Below are 17,278 nucleotides of genomic sequence, written 5' to 3'. Positions count from 1 at the left end.
TCAGAACTCCTCGGCGCGGAACAGCGCCACGACCAGATAGACAAACAAGCCAGCGGCCACCAGGCCACTGACGATATAGAGCCCGCTCATTGCTTGCCGCCCTCCAGCCTGTGGCTGGCAGCGGCCAGGCCGAGGGCCAAGCCGAACAGCGCCAGGCTCAAGCCCAGAAATACCCAATCCATCATCTTGTGCTCACACGCTCAGTTGAGATGTGCAGAGCTTAGGAATTGGGGCCTCAGCTTGTCGTAGAAGCTGGGGTGGGCGGTATCAAGATCGTATAAAGATGGCGCCAAGCAAAAGAGGCCCGAAGGCCTCTTGTCGGGGTACGAACGCTGGCGATCCTCAGCGTATCGGCGCCAGCGAGCGGAAGGCCTTGACCGCGCCCTCGCCCATCGCGGCGCCGAAGCGCTTGGCCAGGCGTTCGGCGACGTTGTCGCGCGGCGTGTAGTCGATCACTTCCTCGGCCTTGATGACCTCGCGGGCCACATAGTCGAGGCTGCCCAGATGGTCGGCCAGGCCGAGCTTGACGGCCTCCTCGCCGTTCCAGAACAGGCCCGAGAAGGTCTCCGGGGTTTCCTTCAGGCGCTTGCCGCGGCCGTCCTTGACGATCTTGATGAACTGGCGATGGATCTGGTCCAGCATGGCCTGGGCATAGGCGCGCTGGGCCTCGTTCTCGGGCGAGAACGGGTCCAGCATGCCCTTGTTGGCGCCGGCCGTGATCAGGCGGCGCTCGACGCCCAGCTTGTCCATCAGGCCGGTAAAGCCGAAGCCGTCCATCAGCACGCCGATGGAGCCGACCACCGAGGCCTTGTCCACATAGATCTCATCGGCAGCAGCAGCGATGTAGTAGGCGCCAGACGCGCAGATCTCCTCGACCACCGCATAGACCTTCTTGCCATGCTTGGCCTTCAGCCGCACGATCTCGTCATAGACGATGCCGGCCTGCACCGGGCTGCCGCCCGGCGAATTGATGCGCAGCACCACGGCCTGGGCCCCCTGGTCCTCGAAGGCGCTCTTCAGCGCCGACAGCATCAGCTCGGCACTGGCCTCGGTGTCAACGGCGATCTCGCCGCGCACCTCCACCAGGGCGGTGTGCGGCGTGTTCGGTGCAGTGCCGACCTGGCGCTGCGCCAGCAGCAGCCACAGCACTGCGATGACCAGCGCCAGCCAGGCCAGGCGGAAGAACACGCGCCAGCGGCGCTCGCTGCGGCGGTCGCGCAGATAGTCGCGGGCGAACTGAGCCAGCACGGCCTCCTGGCTGGCGGGCGCGCCGGACTGCGAGGGCCGGGCCGGGCTGCCGATCGGGTCGGGGATGGCTTGCGGCAAGTCGTCGTTGGGGTTCATGCGGTGTTCGTTCTCTTACTCGTCAAAAGCCGGTTTGGTGTCGCGGGAAGGATACCAATAGACCTGCCCTTGGCGTTCCTCGACCTCGATCTTGGTCAGCCCCATGCGGCCACACATGCCGCTCACGCAGCGGCCGGTCAGCGGGTCGTAGACCGCGCCATGGATGGAGCACATGATGTACTGCTTGTCGCCATCGAGGAACTCGCCCTCCTGCCAGTCCATCTCGGTCGGCACATGGGCGCAGCGGTTCAGATAGGCCACCACCTGGCCGTCGAAGCGCAGCGCGAAGGCGCGCGCCGGCTCGCGCCACTGCAGCACATCGAAGCTGTGGGCGCGGCCGCGCTCCTGCAACTCGTCGGAGCTGCACAGCGGCAGCGGATCGGGCTTTGTTGTCGGGGTATCGCTCATGCGTTCTTGATCAGCCAATCATGCAGTTCGGGCACCGAATGCGCGATGTGCAAGGGTTTGAAGGCCTCGAAGGTCTGGTGGTCGTGGGCACCGTAGCTGACGCCGACGCTGGCCGTACCGGCATTCAGCGCCATCTGCAGGTCATGGCTGGTGTCACCGATCATCAGCGTGCGCTCGGGCTCGGCGCCGAACTCGCGCATCAGCTCATGAAGCATCTGCGGATGGGGCTTGCCGGCGGTCTCGTCGGCGGTGCGGCTGCCGTCGAACAGACCTTGCAGCTCGACCACCTTCAGCGCCTCGTCCAGGCCACGGCGGCTCTTGCCGGTCGCGACGGTCAGCCAGTGATGGCGCGCCTTCAGCGCCGCCAGCATCTCCAGCGTGCCCTTGAACAGCGTGACCTCGTGCTGGGCCGCGAAGTAATGGTGGCGATAGCGCAGACCCAGTTCCGGGTAGCGCGCCGGCGCCAGGCCCGGCACCGCATGGGCCAGCGCCTCCTGCAAGCCCATGCCGATCACATAGCTGGCATCGGCATCGCTGGGCCTCTCCAGGCCCAGATCGACGGCCGCCGCCTGGATGCAGCGGGTGATCAACGCGGTGGAGTCGAACAGGGTGCCGTCCCAGTCGAAGGCGATCAGGTCAAAACGTTGCGGTCTCATCGTGGCGGGCTCAGGTCTTTCAACAGCTTCTCACACTCGGTCGGCAGCGGCGCGAGCAGCTCGATCTCGGCGCCGCTGGCGGGGTGGCTGAACTTCAGCCGTTGGGCATGCAAAAACATGCGCTCGAACTTCAGCGCGCCGCGTGCAATGAGCCGGTTGGCCTCGAAGTCGCCGTATTTCGGGTCGCCAACGATCGGATGGCCAGCATGCTGCAGATGCACCCGGATCTGGTGCGTACGGCCGGTCTTGATGGTCACATCAAGCAGGCTGTAACCCGGCAGACGGCGCGCCACCTTGACCAGGCTGATCGAGCGCTTGGCCTGGTCGGCCTGCGGGTCGTGCGAATTCTCGACCGCACGCACCCAGCGCTCGCCGTCGCTGCCGGTGAACTTCAGCAGCGCCACATCGATGACCTTCTTGTTGTCGGCCCACTCACCGATCACCAGGGCCGCATAGGTCTTGCCGGTCTCCCGTTCGCGGAACTGGTCCTGCAAGGCGGTCAGCGCGCTGCGCTTCTTCGCGATCAGCAGCAGGCCCGAGGTTTCCTTGTCGAGCCGGTGCACCAGTTCGAGAAACCTGGCCTCGGGTCGGGCCCGGCGCAACTGCTCGATCACACCGAAGCTGACCCCGGAACCGCCATGCACCGCGACACCGGCCGGCTTGTTGACGGCCATCAGGTGCTCATCCTCGTACACAACGGGGAACTCCTTGGCCGGCACATAGTCGACCGGGGCGGTGACCCGATCGGGCAGGCGCACCGGTGGCACCCGTACTTCGTCACCCAGTTCCAGCCGGGTGTCGGCATGGGCCCGGCCCTTGTTGACCCGCACCTCGCCGGCGCGGATCACGCGGTAGACATGGGTCTTGGGCACGCCCTTGAGTTCACGCAAGAGAAAGTTATCCAGTCGCTGGCCGGCCGAGTTCTCGTCGATCAGCACACGGCGCACGGCCGGCGCAGGTGCCGGCTCGATGGTGACCGGCTGCAGCTTGGCCGGCGTGGAGTTGACCGGCTTAGTGGGCACGCGCTCACCGCGCGACGCCGGCCCATGGGCGGGCCTCCTGGTTTGTGCTGAGGCGGCTGTGGCGGGCTTGCCAGCGGGCCTGGCTTCATTAGCCCTTATAATGTTCCGAACCACAATTGCGCCGTAAGTGTTTGATTTGCCTGATTTTAGCGGGCACGGCAGCGAATGGCGCGGGCGTGGTGGCACGGCGATGAGCCGGGCCAACAATCGGTGATGCAACGCGCAGGGCAATAAGCGGGCCCCATCCCCAAGTGAGGGGGCGGCTTCGAGTCCTGTGTGGAAGCGCAGACGTAGAAAGAACCACGCCGTCTCGGGCCCCCGGATTTCGGGCGCAAGAGCCGGCACAAGACAAGGTTTACACCGCGCAAGGCCCGTCGATCCAGCATCTGACGACCTTGTGCCAGCGTTCCAGTAGTCCTCGCGGATGAGCCCTCTGACCTCCCCTACCCCCCACCGCTCGCAAGCGCTGCCCCGGCCTCATGCCGCCGGACTGCGCAGCCGTGGCCGGGCCGCGCGATCAGCGCGTCCAGGGGCCAGAGGTGATGCACCGCCTGCTGCCACGCGCGCGCCAACGCTGCTGGTTTGATCGCTCACGATCACCAGCAGTCCAGGGCGATTCCTTCCTCGGTTCCTCCACGTTTGTACGTGCATCGAAGAGTCGCCCACTGACAGGGTCAGGGGCGACGTGGATGATGCTGCGCGTTTGAAGGTCTTCCAAAGACCAGGAACGCGCCAGGAGTGACGACATGAAACGCATGCTGATCAATGCGACGCAGCCGGAAGAGCGGCGCCTCGCGATTGTTGATGGCCAGAAACTGCTGGACTTCGAGACCGAAATCGAGGGCCGAGAGCAGCGCAAAGGCAATATCTATATGGCCGTGGTGACGCGGGTCGAGCCTTCGCTCGAAGCCTGCTTCGTCGACTACGGTGAAGACCGCCACGGTTTCCTGCCCTTCAAGGAAATCTCGCGCCAGTACTTCCGCGACGGCACCGATGTGCGCGCCGCCAAGATCCAGGACGCGATCCGCGAAGGCGACCAGCTGTTGGTCCAGGTCGAGAAGGAAGAGCGCGGCAACAAGGGCGCGGCGCTGACCACCTTTGTCTCGCTGGCTGGCCGCTACCTGGTGCTGATGCCCAACAACCCGCGCGGCGGTGGCGTCAGCCGCCGCATCGAGGGCGAAGACCGCGAAGAGCTGAAGGAAAACCTCGACCAGCTCGAGTACCCGAAGGGCATGAGCCTGATCGCCCGCACCGCCGGCATCGGCCGCTCGGCCGCCGAGCTGCAGTGGGACCTGAACTACATGCTCAAGCTGTGGAGCGCGATCGACGACGCCTCCAAGGGCGGCAAGGGCGCCTTCCTGATCTACCAGGAATCGAGCCTGGTGATCCGCGCGATCCGCGACTACTTCACCGCCGATATCGGTGAGATCCTGATCGACACCGACGACCTGTACGACCAGGCCCAGCAGTTCATGAACCACGTGATGCCCGACCAGGGCCATCGCGTGAAGCGCTACCGCGACGACGCGCCGCTGTTCAGCCGTTTCCAGATCGAACACCAGATCGAAACCGCCTTCAGCCGCACGGTCAATCTGCCCTCGGGCGGCGCCATCGTGATCGACCACACCGAGGCCCTGGTTTCGGTGGACGTCAACTCGGCCCGCGCCACCCGTGGCGGCGACATCGAGGAAACCGCCACCCGCACCAATCTGGAAGCCGCCGACGAGATCGCGCGCCAGATGCGCCTGCGTGACCTGGGCGGCCTGATCGTGGTCGACTTCATCGACATGGAAGAGTCGAAGAACCGCCGCGAGGTCGAGCAGCGTCTGCGCGACGCACTGCGCCAGGACCGCGCCCGTGTGCAGTTCAGCTCGATCAGCAAATTTGGTCTGCTGGAACTCTCGCGTCAGCGCCTGCGCCCGGCGCTGAGCGAAGGCAGCCACATCACCTGCCCGCGCTGCAATGGCACCGGCCACATCCGCGACACCGAGTCCAGCGCGCTGCAGATCCTGCGCATGGTCCAGGAAGAGTCGATGAAGGACAACACCGCTGCCGTGCATGTGCAGGTGCCGGTGGAAGTGACCTCCTTCTTGCTGAACGAGAAGCGCACCGAGATCACCAAGATCGAGTTGAAGCAGCGCGTCACCGTGCTGCTGGTGCCCAACAAGCACCTCGACACGCCCAACTACAAGCTGGAGCGCCTGCGCCACGACGACCCGCGTCTGGAAAACCTGCAGGCCAGCTACACAATGATCGAGGAAGCCACCGACGAGGTGGGCATCACCCGCCGCGACGCTGGCGACAAGAAGAACAAGCAGGAGCCGGTCATCAAGGGCATCCTGCCCGAGCAGCCCGCCCCGGTGGCCGCACCCAAGCCCGAGCCGGTCAAGGTAGCCGCACCGGTGGCAGCGGCCCCGGTGGCCGCTGCCGATGCTGGCGGCGGTTTCTTCGGCTGGATCAAGAAGCTGTTCGGCGGCGCCGAGCCGGTGGCACCGACGCCGGCCAAGACCGAGACCAAGCCCGCCGCCGAGGGCGGCGAGCGCAAGCCGCGTGAAGGTCGCGAAGGTGGCCGCGAGGGCCGTGACGGTCGTCGCCGTGGCGGTGATCGTGGCGACCGGGGTGAGCGTGGCGCCAAGAGCGAAGGTGGTCGTGAGGGCAAGCGCGAAGGCGGTGGCCGCAACGAGCCGCGCGAGGGTCGTGAAGGTAGTCGTGGCGACAGCCGCCGCCGCAACGAGCCGCGTGCCGACAAGCCGGCGGAGGGGGCCGAGGCCACCCGTCCGGAACGTGCAGAGCGTCCCGAGCGCGGCGAGCGCCCGGAACGTGGTGAGCGCCCAGAGCGCGCCGAACGTGGCGAGCGTGGCGAACGGGGTGCCGAAGGCCACCGCCGCCCGCGCGGAGAGCGCGGCGAGCGCCAGGAACGCAGCGAGCGCGTGGTCGAGAAGGCCGAGGAGCTGAACACGGCGCCGCTGCAAGCCAGCCTGGACATGCCCGAACAAGCGGCGGCGCTGCTGCCGGTGGCCGAGCAGACCGCCGGCGACGAGGCGGGCAATGACGAGCGTCCGGGCCGCCGCCGCCGCCGCCGTGGTGGTCGCGATCGCGACGACAGCCGTGGCGTCAATGGTGAGGACGTCGCGGGCGTCGAAACGCCGGCCGAACCGGTGGCCGAGGCTGTGGCCGAAGGCGTTGCCGATGCTGTGGCGGCTGACAACCAGCCGCCCGCCGGTGAGGAAGTCGAAGGTGGCGAAGGCCGTCGTCGTCGCAGCCGTGATCGTTATCGCCGCGAGCGCCGTGACGACCTGCCGGCTGATGAGCAGGCCGCAGCGCCGGCCGACGCGCCTGTTGCCGATGCGACGCCGACCCCGGTCGAGCCCGTGACCGTTGCCGCGCCCGCTGCAGCGCCAGTCGCTGCGCCGGTCGCTGTGGCCGCAGTCGCCGCGCCGGTCGCTGCTCCGGCAGTGCCCGTCGTGCCCGCTTTCGAGCTGGCCATCGGTGATCTGCAGAACATCGCCGAGACCGCCGGCCTGCAATGGGTGAACTCCGACGCCGACAAGATCCGCGCCGTGCAAGCCGCCATCGCCGCCGAGCCCAAGCCGGTGCATGTGCCGCGCGAACCCAAGCCGGTGGTCGTGGTCGATGAAGGCCCGCTGGTGCTGGTCGAGACCCGCAAGGATCTGAGCCAGACCAAGCTGCCGTTCGAGCACTGAAAGCCAGGGTGGCCTGCGGGCCACCCAACATACCGACACGCCGCGCCGGGGTGCCCCGGGGCGGCGATTTTCATTGGAGCTGGGTGTGGATCAGGCCAGGCGCTCGACCGCCGCCAGATAGCGCGGGTTGCGCATCAGCTCGTCCCAGGTCAGCGGCACGGTCTGCGGCAGCAGGTCCAGGCGGCGCGATTCGCTATCGGGCTCGGGCGTCCAATGACCCTGGGCCTGCGCGGCCGTCAGCCCGTCCAGCAACTCGTCGATGGCCTCACCCTGGCCCACATTCGACTGGTTGCACAAGAGCACCAGATCGCAGCCAGCCGTCAGCGCGGCCAGTGCCGCCTCGGTGAAGCCGACCGGGCGGCCTTCGATCACGCGGGCGCCGGCCATGCCCAGGTCGTCGCTGAAGATCGCACCGCCAAAGCCCAGGCGCTCGCGCAGGATCTCTTGCAGCCAGCGCGGGCTGAAGCCGGCCGGACGCGCATCGACCTTGGGATAGATCACATGGGCCGGCATCACCGCCGACAGGCTCAGGCCCAGCCATTCATAGGGCTTCGCGTCCTCGGCCAGGATGGCCTTGAGGCTGCGCTTGTCCACGGGAATCGCGACATGGCTGTCGGCCTTCACGAAACCATGGCCGGGGAAATGCTTGCCGCAGCTGCTCATGCCGGCCAGCAGCAGGCCTTGCATCAGGCTCTTGGCCAAGAGGCTGACAACGCGCGGGTCGCGGTGGAAGCTGCGCTCGCCGATCACACTGCTCTCACCGTAATCGAGGTCCAGCACCGGCGTGAAGCTGAAGTCGACGCCACAGGCGCGCAACTCGGCGGCCAGCACAAAGCCGGTGGCCGTGGCCGCGTCGGTAGCACGCAAGGCGTCCGTCATCCACAGCTCGCCGAGTGTGCGCATGGCCGCCAGCTGGGTGAAGCCATCGGTCTTGAAGCGCTGCACCCGGCCGCCTTCATGGTCGACCGCGATCAGCACATCGGGGCGGATGGCCTTGATCTCGGCGCACAGCGAGGTCAGCTGAGCGCGGCTCTCGAAATTGCGGCCAAACAGGATCAGGCCACCGACCAGCGGATGGGCCAGGCGGCGGCGGTCATTGGCGTCCAGGCTCAGGCCGGCCACATCCAGCACCACGGGAGCATGCATTTCATTCATGTTCAGCGCTTCATTCCTTGGTTTCGACAACCACAAAGGCGGCTGCGTATTCGGTCTCGTCGGTGACGGTCACATGGGCTTTGAGACCCTTGGCCTCGAACCACGCAGCCAGCTCGCCATGCAGGCGGATCTCTGGCTTGCCACTCGCAGCCTTGACGATCTCGCAGGCGCGCCAGGTCATCGGCATGCGCATGCCCATCCCGATCGCCTTGGAGAAGGCTTCCTTGGCCGAGAAGCGGGTGGCCAGGTAGGCCTCCCCGCGCGCCTCGACCTTGGCGCGGCGTTCCCGAACCACCGCCATCTCATGCGGGCCCAGCACCTGCTCGGCAAAGCGCTCGCCGCGCCGGGCCAGGGTGTCGCGGATGCGGCGGATGTCGCAGATGTCGGTACCGATGCCGTAAATCATGAGGAGGCGTAGGCCTTCTGGATCGCGCGCTGGTAGTCGCGCACGGTTTCGGTATAGCCCAGCTCCAGCGCATCGGCGATCAGGGCGTGGCCGATCGACACCTCCTGCACGCCGGGCACGGCGCGCAGGAAGCTCGTCAGATTGTCCCGGCTCAGGTCGTGGCCGGCGTTGATGCCAAGGCCCACGGCCAGCGCGGCCTCGGCCGTGCGCGTGAACCCGGCCAGCACGGCAGCCTGGCGTTCGGTGCCAAAGGCGCTGGCATAGGTCTCGGTATAGAGCTCGATGCGCTCGGCGCCCAGCTCGGCCACCAACGGCATGACCTCGGGACTCGGGTCCATGAAGAGGCTGACGCGCACGCCCAGGCTCTTGCACTCATCGATCAGCGGGCGCAGCCGCACCATGTCGGCGGGCAGGCTCCAGCCATGGTCCGAGGTGAACTGGTCCTCGCTGTCGGGCACGAAGGTGACCTGATGCGGACGCAGCTCGCGCACGAAGTCCATCAGATTCTGGGTCGGATTGCCCTCGATGTTGTACTCGGCCTGGGGCCAGGTCTTGAGCAGCTCGGCCAGCTCGTGCACATCAGCGGTTCGGATATGGCGGCCATCGGGCCGCGGATGCACCGTGATGCCCTGGGCACCGGCCAGCAGGCACAGCTCGGCCGCGCGCGTGACGCTGGGGATGCCCAGGTGCCGGGTGTTGCGCAGCAAGGCCACCTTGTTGACATTGACCGACAGCGCGCAGCGCGCAGCGTGGTGCGAAGAGGATTCGGGAGCAACCAAAGGGTTCATCGTCTTCAATCCAGCAGTTTCTGCACGTCCAGCATGACCTGTCGCGTGCGCAGGGGTTTGTGGCCCAGATGATAGTGAAGCAAGGCGCGCAGCCCGGTTTTGCGCGCCGGCAAGACCGGCGCGCAGGACTGCTGCAATGCGGCCATGCTGCCGTGCAGCAGCGCTGCCTGCAGCTGGACCAGGGTGGCGCCGGTGAAGGTCACCGAATCGGCTGCGGGCGCGACCACGCCGGACTCGGGCGACAGCATGTAGTGCCGCTGCAGGTCCAATGGCGCCTGCGTAAGGCTGGACAGGCTCAGGTCCGGCAAGAGGCCCAGCTCCATCAGCAGGCGCAGCTCGAAGGCCCGCAAGGCGGCCTGCGACTGCACATCCTCGCGGGCATGCAGCTGCGGCAGCGTCTGCGCATAGGCATCGAACAGCGCCGGATGCGGGTCCTGGCGCGCCAGCAGCTTCAGCAGCAGCTCGTTGAGGTAGTAGCCGGAGAACAGTGCCGCGCCGGCCGGCATCGTCGCGCCGCCGGCCCATTCCGCGCCGCGCAGGGTCACGACCTCGGCAGCACCCTCGACTCCTTTGGCCGGCTTGGACAGACTGACCTGGATGCGCTGGAAGGGCAGCAGCACGGCGCGCAGCTGCGAATAGGGGCGCTTGGCGCCCTTGGCCACCACGGCCAGCCGGCCCTGCTCACGGGTGAAGAGGTCCAGCACCAGGCTGGTTTCGCTCCAGTCGTAGTGGTGCAGGACGAAGGCCTGCTGGACGGCCGGAGCGCGCGGGCCTCGGGGAGGCATTACTCGTAGCCGTAGGAGCGCAGATGCTCTTCGCTATCGGCCCAGCCCGAGCGCACCTTGACCCACAGCTCCAGGAAGACACGGCCCTCCATCAGGTGCTCGAGTTCCTGGCGCGATTCGGAGCCGATGCGTTTGAGCAGCTCGCCGCCCTGCCCGATCACCATGCCTTTGTAGGCATCGCGCTCGACGACGATGGAGGCAGAGATGCGGCGCAGCGCGCCCTCGTCTTCCCATTTGTCGATCACCACGGTCGAGGTGTAGGGCAGCTCGTCGCCGGTCAGGCGGAACAGCTTCTCACGGATGATCTCGCTGGCCAGGAACTTCTCCGAGCGGTCGGTCAGCGCATCCTCGTCGTAGAACCATTCCTGCTCGGGCAGATAGGGCTTGAGGATCTTGAACAGGCGCTGCACATCGCTTTGCTTCTTGGCCGAGATCGGGATGAACTCGCTGAAGTTGCGGCGCTCCTGCATGCTCTTGAGCCAGGGCGCGAGCTCGGCGCGGCGGTGCACAGCGTCGAGCTTGTTGGCGATCAGCACGACCGGCTTGTCCTCGGGCAGCAGGGACAGCACCTTGGCGTCGTCCAGGCCGAAACGGCCGGCCTCGACGACGAACAGCACCAGATCCACATCGGACAGCACGCCGTGCACGGTGCGGTTCAGATTGCGGTTCAGCGCGGCATTGTGCTTGGTCTGGAAACCGGGCGTGTCGACAAAGACGAACTGGGCCTCCTCGACCGTGCGCACGCCGGTGATGCGGTGGCGGGTGGTCTGGGCCTTGTTGGAGGTGATGCTGACCTTCTGACCCACCAGCGCATTCAGCAGGGTGGACTTGCCGACATTGGGGCGGCCGACGATGGCGATCAGGCCGCAGCGCTGGGCCGTGCCGTCGGGCATCTTGCCGCCGCTGGGCTTGGGGCCGGCATCGGAGGACAGCGAGGTTGCGCCGGAGCCGGCGGCCGGGATCGGCGGGAGCGTGTAGCCGGTGGCAGGCGGCTTGCCCTCGGACGCGGAGTCGTCCGGGGGCGTGGTGTTGTCGGTCATGGGGTGTCGGCGCGAGGCCGCTCCTTAGTCGCGCAAGCCAGAGCCTGGCTTGTCGCGGGCAATCAGTTCGTCGAGCAGTCGACGGGCGGCATCTTGTTCGGCGGCGCGGCGCGAACGCCCTTCGCCACGCTTGGCCAGGCTCAGCGCGGGCACGGCGCACTCGACCTCGAAGGTCTGGGCATGGGCCTGGCCGCGGGTTTCGGTGATGCGGTAGGTCGGCACGGCCAGGCGACGCGCCTGCAGCCACTCTTGCAAGGCCGTCTTCGCGTCCTTGCCCCAGTTGTCGGTGCCCGAGTTCGCGATCAGCTCGCCAAACAGGCCACGCACCACCTCCAGCGCGGCCGGATAGCCGCCATCGACAAAGGCCGCGCCGATCACCGCTTCCAGCGCATCGGCCAGGATCGACGGGCGCTGCGCGCCGCCGCCCTTGGCCTCGCCCTCGGACATGCGGAGCACCGCCGGCAGGCCCAGCTGGACGGCCAGCTTGTGCAGGCTGTCCTCGCGCACCAGATGCGCGCGCACACGGGTCAGATCGCCCTCGTCCGAACCGGCGAAGCGCTCGTACAGCAGGCTGGAAACGGCCAGGCTCAGCACCGCGTCGCCGAGGAATTCCAGGCGCTCGTTGTGGTCGGCGCCAAAGCTGCGGTGCGTCAGCGCGCGTGCGAGCAGCCCCACTTCGGCGAAGTGGTAGCCCAGGCGTTGCTGCAATGACTGGTGGGTCGGGTTCATGCGCGAGCTCTGCCTTACTTCGACTGGCCCTGGTACTTCAGCAGCAGGAAGGCGGGGCCTGCCAATTCGATCTCCTTCTCGTAGGAGAAGCTGATCTGCACCCGGTCGTTGTCCTTGCTGACCACCAGGTCCGAGCCGCTGATGCTGACGATCGAGTACTCGACCTGCTTGATGCGGTCGAACTCCTGGCGCACCGCCGGCACGGTGGCCGGATTGCCCTTGGCAATGCGGGTGATCACACCCTGGATCGTGTAGTACTCCAGCACGCTGGGGAACACTCGCATGCCGACCACCGCCGTGCAAGCGATCAACACGCCCCAGAACAACAGGCCGAACAGGCTGATACCGCGTTGCTGATTCCTTGTTGCTGGCTGGCGCATCGATCTTTTTCCCTTGTCGTTGTGGTTCAGGCCGCAGCGCCTCAGAACGAGGTGCCGACGCGCTTGAGGTTACCGAAATTCATCCAAACCACAAAGGCCTTGCCGACGATGTTTTCGTCCGGCACAAAGCCCCAGAAGCGCGAATCGCGCGAGTTGTCGCGGTTGTCGCCCAGCACGTAGTAATGGCCGGCCGGTACCTTGCAAGTGACGCCCTCGGGGCTGTACTTGCAGCCGTCCTGGAACGGGAACGGACCATCGCGACGATCCGCCCGGAACAGCGGCGAGCGCTTGGTATCGACCAGAATCTGGTGCTCCTTGTCGCCGAGCTTTTCCATGAAACGCGCGCGGTAGGCCAGGCTGTCCTCGTCGTAGTAGTCGCCCTGGGGCTGAACCGGGGCCAACTGGCCGTTGATATAGAGCTTCTGGTTCAGGTAGCTGACCTCGTCACCAGGGATGGCGGCGACGCGCTTGATGAAGTCCAGACTGGTGTCCTCGGGGTAGCGGAACACCATCACATCGCCGCGCTTCACGTCGTTGTTGGCGATGATCTTCTTGTTCAGCACCGGCAGGCGCACGCCGTAATGGAACTTGTTGACCAGGATCAGGTCACCCACCAGCAGCGTCGGCACCATCGAGCCGGACGGGATCTTGAAGGGCTCAAACAGGAAAGAGCGCAGCAGGAACACCATCAGGATCACCGGGAACAGGCCGGCGGTCCAGTCCAGCCACCAGGGCTGGCGCAGCACGGCCTCGCGTGCGCTGCTCACATCGCTGTCGACCCGGGTGATGCCCTGGCCGGCCAGCTTCTCGCGGCGCTGCGCGTCGGCTTCCAGCAACTGGGCCGCCGCACGCTCGCGCGCGGGCTGGAAATGGAAGCGCTCGGCGAGCCAATAGGCCATCGTCACGCTGGTCAGGATGAAGAGCAGCAGCGCGAAGTTGCCACTCCAGTAGCCGGTGTACCAGCCGCCCAGATAGGCGATCAGGGCGGCATAGAGAATTCCGGTCAGAGCACTCATTGATCGTCGGTCGCTTCTAAGTAATCAGTCTTCAACTTGGAGAATGGCCAGGAAGGCTTCTTGCGGAACCTCGACCGAGCCGATCTGCTTCATGCGCTTCTTGCCGGCCTTCTGCTTTTCGAGCAGCTTGCGTTTGCGGCTGATGTCGCCGCCGTAGCATTTTGCCAGCACGTTCTTGCGCATCGCCTTGATGTTCTCGCGGGCGATGATGTTGGAGCCTATGGCCGCCTGGATCACCACGTCATACATCTGGCGCGGGATGTGCTCGCGCATCTTGGCGGCCACGCCGCGGCCGCGGAACTGGCTCTGCACCCGGTGCACGATGATGGACAGCGCGTCGACCTTGTCGCCGTTGATCAGGATGTCGACCTTGACGACGTCGGAGGCACGGTACTCCTTGAACTCGTAGTCCATCGAGGCGTAGCCGCGCGAGACCGACTTCAGCTTGTCGAAGAAGTCCAGCACGATCTCGGCCAGCGGCATCTCGTAGGTCAGCATGACCTGGCGGCCGTGGTAGGCCATATTGATCTGGTTGCCGCGCTTCTGGTTGGCCAAGGTCATCACCGGGCCGACATAGTCCTGCGGCATGTACAGGTGCACGGTGACGATGGGCTCGCGGATCTCCTGCAGCAGACCCAGGTCAGGCATCTTGGACGGGTTCTCGACCTCGATCACCGTGCCGTCATTGAGCAGCACCTCGTAGACCACACTGGGCGCGGTGGTGATCAGGTCCTGGTCGAACTCGCGCTCCAGCCGCTCCTGCACGATCTCCATATGCAGCAGGCCCAGGAAACCGCAGCGGAAGCCGAAGCCCAGCGCCTGGCTGACCTCGGGCTCGTAGCGCAGCGAGGAGTCGTTGAGCTTGAGCTTCTCCAGCGCGTCGCGCAGCTGGTCGTACTCGCTGGCCTCGGTCGGATACAGGCCGGCAAACACCTGGGGCTGGATCTCCTTGAAGCCGGGCAAGGCCTGCTCGGCCGGGCCGAGGTTGTTCGGCAGCTTCTTTTCCAGCGTGATGGTGTCGCCCACCTTGGCCGCCTGCAGCTCCTTGATGCCGGCGATGACGAAACCCACCTCGCCGGCGTTGAGCTGCTCGCGCTTCTCCGACTTGGGCGCGAACCCGCCCAGGTGCTCGGCCGGATAGACCGCGTTAGACGCCATCATGCGGATGCGCTCACCCTTCCTGAGGGTGCCATCGACCACGCGCACCAGCATCACGACGCCGACATAGGCGTCATACCAGCTGTCGATGATCATCGCGCGCAGCGGCGCATCCACCACACCCTTGGGCGGCGGCATGCGCGCAATCACCGCCTCGATGATCTCGTCGATGCCCATGCCGGTCTTGGCGCTGCAGGGAATCGCGTCGGTCGCGTCGATGCCGATCACATCCTCGATCTCGGCCTTGGCGTTGTCGGGATCGGCGCTGGGCAGATCCATCTTGTTGAGCACCGGCACCACCTCGACACCCAGATCCAGCGCGGTGTAGCAGTTGGCCACCGTCTGCGCCTCGACACCCTGGCTGGCATCGACCACCAGCAGCGCGCCCTCGCAGGCCGACAGCGAGCGGCTGACTTCGTAGGAGAAGTCCACATGCCCGGGCGTGTCGATCAGGTTCAGGTTGTAGGTCTTGCCGTCCTTGGCCGTGTACTGCAGCGCCGCGGTCTGGGCCTTGATCGTGATGCCACGCTCGCGCTCGATGTCCATCGAGTCCAGCACCTGCGCCTCCATCTCCCGGTCCGAGAGTCCCCCGCAACGTTGAATGATGCGATCCGCCAGCGTGCTCTTGCCGTGGTCGATGTGGGCGATGATGGAGAAATTGCGGATGTGGTTCATGCTGTCTTCTGCGGCGCAGAGCTGAAGTCACAACGGCTAAAGCCGTTGCGTTGGAGGCTCATATCGCGCAGCGATGTGAAGGCCCCGAAGGGGCCGTGCCGTAAACAAAAAAAAGGCACGTCGAAACGGTGACGCGCCTTCCAACAAAACTTATGGCAACTGCTTGTTGGGCTTTCATTGTAGCCAAAAGCCCCCGGCTGAAAACCGCGGCGTCCCCGGATTTGCTGCCGTTGCGGTCCGCCAACATCAAATTATCAACAGTTTATCCACAAGATGCTGTGGATGGCCTGGGGATAGTTTGAGCCGGCTCGCGTTTGCATTGTGCGGCGCGCACAAAGCCCGCCGGACAAGGCTTGATTCTATCTGACCAGCCCCGCAATCGAGCCTCAGGCCGGAAAAGTTAGCAAGCGCCAACCCATCAATTCCACACAAGAAGCCCTGCCGCAATTCCACGAAGTGGAAAGACCCGGCGCCGCTGTCGGGCGCCGGGTCAGCGGCCACAGGCTCAACGACCGGGTTTGACCAGCACGAAATTGACCGCGCTGCCCCGACGCACCAGCATGGTGATCTGCTTGGCCTTCTCCAGCTTGGCGACCACCGCCTGGAACTGCTTGACGCTGCTGATCTCGGTGTTGTCCACAGACAGGATCAGATCGCCCTCGCGCAGACCGGCGCGCGCCGCCGCCCCCTCGACCGCCTCGACGCGCACGCCGTTGCGCAGCTTCAGCTCGCGCTTCTGGGACTCGGTCAGCTCGACCACGGTCAGCCCCAGCGTCGGCGTGGGCTTGGCACTGGGCTCGGCAGCGCGGCGCGGGCTGTCATCCTCCAGCTCGGCCACCGTGATGCTGAGATCCTTGTAGGCACCGCGGCGGAACACCTGCATCGTGACCTTGCTGCCGGGCTTGGTGGCACCGACCACGCGGCGCAGATCGCTGGCCTTCTCGACCGCCTTGCCGTCAAACTTGACGATCACATCACCGCCCTCCAGACCGGCCTTCTCGGCCGGGCTGTCCTCGACGATGTTCTGCACCAGCGCACCCTGCGGCTTGCCCAGGCCGATGGCTTCGGCCACCTCCTTGCTGACATCGGTGGGCTGCACGCCGATGCGGCCGCGTATCACCCGGCCCGCGCTGCGCAACTGATCGGAGACGCGGATCGCCTCGTCGATCGGGATCGCGAACGAGATGCCCATGAAGCCGCCCGAGCGGCTGTAGATCTGCGAGTTGATGCCGATCACCTCGCCGCGCATATTCAGCAAGGGGCCGCCCGAATTGCCCGGGTTGATGGCCACATCGGTCTGGATGAAGCGCAGGAAGTCGCCGGTGTCGCGCGCCTTGGCGCTGACGATGCCGGCCGTCACCGTGCTGTCGAAGCCAAAGGGCGAGCCGATGGCCAGCACCCATTCGCCGACGCGCAGCCGGTTCACATCACCGATCTTGACCGCCGGCAGACCGGTCGCCTCGATCTTGACCACCGCGACATCGGTGCGTGCATCGGCGCCGATGAGCTTGGCCTTGAATTCGCGCTTGTCGGGCAAGGTGACCCAGACCTCGTCGGCGCCGTCCACCACATGCGCATTGGTCATCACCAGGCCGTCGGCACTGAGAATGAAGCCGGAGCCGACACCGCGGCGCTGCGGCTGCTCGTCCTCGTCGCCGCCGCGCGGCGTGCCGGGACGCTGATTGGGCAGCGGGATGCCGAAGCGGCGCAGGAACTCCAGCATCTGCTCATCCATCTCCGGCGTGCCGGCCGCCCGGCGCACGCGCTCCGAGGTGCGGATATTGACCACCGAAGGCGCCGAGCGTTCGACCAGCTCGGCGAAGTCGGGCAGCTCGCGCGCCTGCGCCAAGGCCTGCCGGGGCGCCACGCTCAGACCCAGGCCGAGCGAGAGGACGGCCGCTGACAGCAGCGCGGCAGACCAGCGCGACAGGGCATGACGAGGATCAGAGCTTGTTTGCATGATGAGGACGGGTGGGCTTTCGGACGGGTGAGGATGACACAAGCGCCGTTCG

16 protein-coding genes are annotated in these 17,278 nt (G+C 66.1%); 1 reads left to right on the top strand and 15 read right to left on the bottom strand.

What is annotated here, in order from left to right:
- The 5 genes from kdpF to PO768_RS02025 all read right to left on the bottom strand — a co-directional run bounded on the left by kdpF (position 1) and on the right by PO768_RS02025 (position 3,355).
- The gene (kdpF, locus tag PO768_RS02045; protein ID WP_137943016.1) at positions 1-90 is read right to left on the bottom strand and encodes a K(+)-transporting ATPase subunit F; all 90 of its coding nucleotides are present in this window, start codon (positions 88-90) and stop codon (positions 1-3) included.
- 252 nt (positions 91-342) lie between these two features.
- Complete coding sequence (locus PO768_RS02040) at positions 343-1,344, bottom strand: S49 family peptidase (RefSeq protein WP_269837833.1); 1,002 nt, start codon at positions 1,342-1,344, stop codon at positions 343-345.
- A 15-nt stretch (positions 1,345-1,359) separates the two neighbouring features.
- Complete coding sequence (locus PO768_RS02035) at positions 1,360-1,752, bottom strand: Rieske (2Fe-2S) protein (RefSeq protein ID WP_272644681.1); 393 nt, start codon at positions 1,750-1,752, stop codon at positions 1,360-1,362.
- Positions 1,749-2,408 carry an HAD family hydrolase gene (locus tag PO768_RS02030; protein WP_272644680.1) on the bottom strand — a complete coding sequence of 220 codons (660 nt, stop codon included), beginning with the start codon at positions 2,406-2,408 and terminating at the stop codon, positions 1,749-1,751. The genes PO768_RS02035 and PO768_RS02030 overlap by 4 nt, the downstream gene beginning before the upstream one ends.
- Positions 2,405-3,355 (bottom strand): RluA family pseudouridine synthase, encoded by a 951-nt coding sequence (locus PO768_RS02025; protein ID WP_272644719.1) that lies wholly within the window; start codon positions 3,353-3,355, stop codon positions 2,405-2,407. The genes PO768_RS02030 and PO768_RS02025 overlap by 4 nt, the downstream gene beginning before the upstream one ends.
- Before the next feature lie 821 nt (positions 3,356-4,176).
- Here PO768_RS02025 and PO768_RS02020 point away from each other — a divergent pair.
- Positions 4,177-7,134, top strand: a complete 2,958-nt coding sequence (locus PO768_RS02020) for an Rne/Rng family ribonuclease (protein ID WP_272644679.1) — start codon at positions 4,177-4,179, stop codon at positions 7,132-7,134.
- 90 nt (positions 7,135-7,224) lie between these two features.
- Here PO768_RS02020 and nagZ read toward each other — a convergent pair whose 3' ends face one another.
- From nagZ to PO768_RS01970, 10 genes are all read right to left on the bottom strand, one after another.
- Positions 7,225-8,289 (bottom strand): beta-N-acetylhexosaminidase, encoded by a 1,065-nt coding sequence (nagZ, locus tag PO768_RS02015; RefSeq protein WP_137943021.1) that lies wholly within the window; start codon positions 8,287-8,289, stop codon positions 7,225-7,227.
- Between the two features lie 10 nt (positions 8,290-8,299).
- Positions 8,300-8,695 (bottom strand): holo-ACP synthase, encoded by a 396-nt coding sequence (gene acpS / locus PO768_RS02010; protein WP_272644678.1) that lies wholly within the window; start codon positions 8,693-8,695, stop codon positions 8,300-8,302.
- On the bottom strand, positions 8,692-9,483 hold the full coding sequence (locus PO768_RS02005) for a pyridoxine 5'-phosphate synthase (RefSeq protein ID WP_272644677.1): 792 nt from the start codon (positions 9,481-9,483) through the stop codon (positions 8,692-8,694). The genes acpS and PO768_RS02005 overlap by 4 nt, the downstream gene beginning before the upstream one ends.
- A gap of 5 nt (positions 9,484-9,488) precedes the next feature.
- Entirely contained in the window at positions 9,489-10,268 is a 780-nt protein-coding gene (gene recO, locus PO768_RS02000; protein WP_272644676.1) for a DNA repair protein RecO, read from the bottom strand.
- On the bottom strand, positions 10,268-11,308 hold the full coding sequence (era, locus tag PO768_RS01995; RefSeq protein WP_442953162.1) for a GTPase Era: 1,041 nt from the start codon (positions 11,306-11,308) through the stop codon (positions 10,268-10,270). The genes recO and era overlap by 1 nt, the downstream gene beginning before the upstream one ends.
- A gap of 24 nt (positions 11,309-11,332) precedes the next feature.
- Positions 11,333-12,037 (bottom strand): ribonuclease III, encoded by a 705-nt coding sequence (gene rnc / locus PO768_RS01990; RefSeq protein WP_272644675.1) that lies wholly within the window; start codon positions 12,035-12,037, stop codon positions 11,333-11,335.
- Between the two features lie 14 nt (positions 12,038-12,051).
- Entirely contained in the window at positions 12,052-12,417 is a 366-nt protein-coding gene (locus PO768_RS01985) for a DUF4845 domain-containing protein (RefSeq protein WP_262971110.1), read from the bottom strand.
- 41 nt (positions 12,418-12,458) lie between these two features.
- Positions 12,459-13,433: a signal peptidase I gene (gene lepB, locus PO768_RS01980; RefSeq protein ID WP_272644674.1), complete on the bottom strand. Its 975-nt coding sequence runs from the start codon at positions 13,431-13,433 to the stop codon at positions 12,459-12,461.
- A gap of 24 nt (positions 13,434-13,457) precedes the next feature.
- On the bottom strand, positions 13,458-15,266 hold the full coding sequence (lepA, locus tag PO768_RS01975) for a translation elongation factor 4 (RefSeq protein WP_272644673.1): 1,809 nt from the start codon (positions 15,264-15,266) through the stop codon (positions 13,458-13,460).
- A 505-nt stretch (positions 15,267-15,771) separates the two neighbouring features.
- A complete protein-coding gene (locus tag PO768_RS01970; RefSeq protein ID WP_272644672.1) occupies positions 15,772-17,226 on the bottom strand; it encodes a DegQ family serine endoprotease in 1,455 nt (484 codons plus the stop codon).
- Between the last annotated feature and the right edge of the window lie 52 nt (positions 17,227-17,278).

The sequence above is a fragment of the Paucibacter sp. XJ19-41 genome (genome assembly GCF_028462495.1).
GTDB lineage: Bacteria > Pseudomonadota > Gammaproteobacteria > Burkholderiales > Burkholderiaceae_C > Roseateles_E.
The sequence above is the reverse complement of the archived record's forward strand: the minus strand, read 5'-3'. Positions and strand labels throughout refer to the sequence as shown.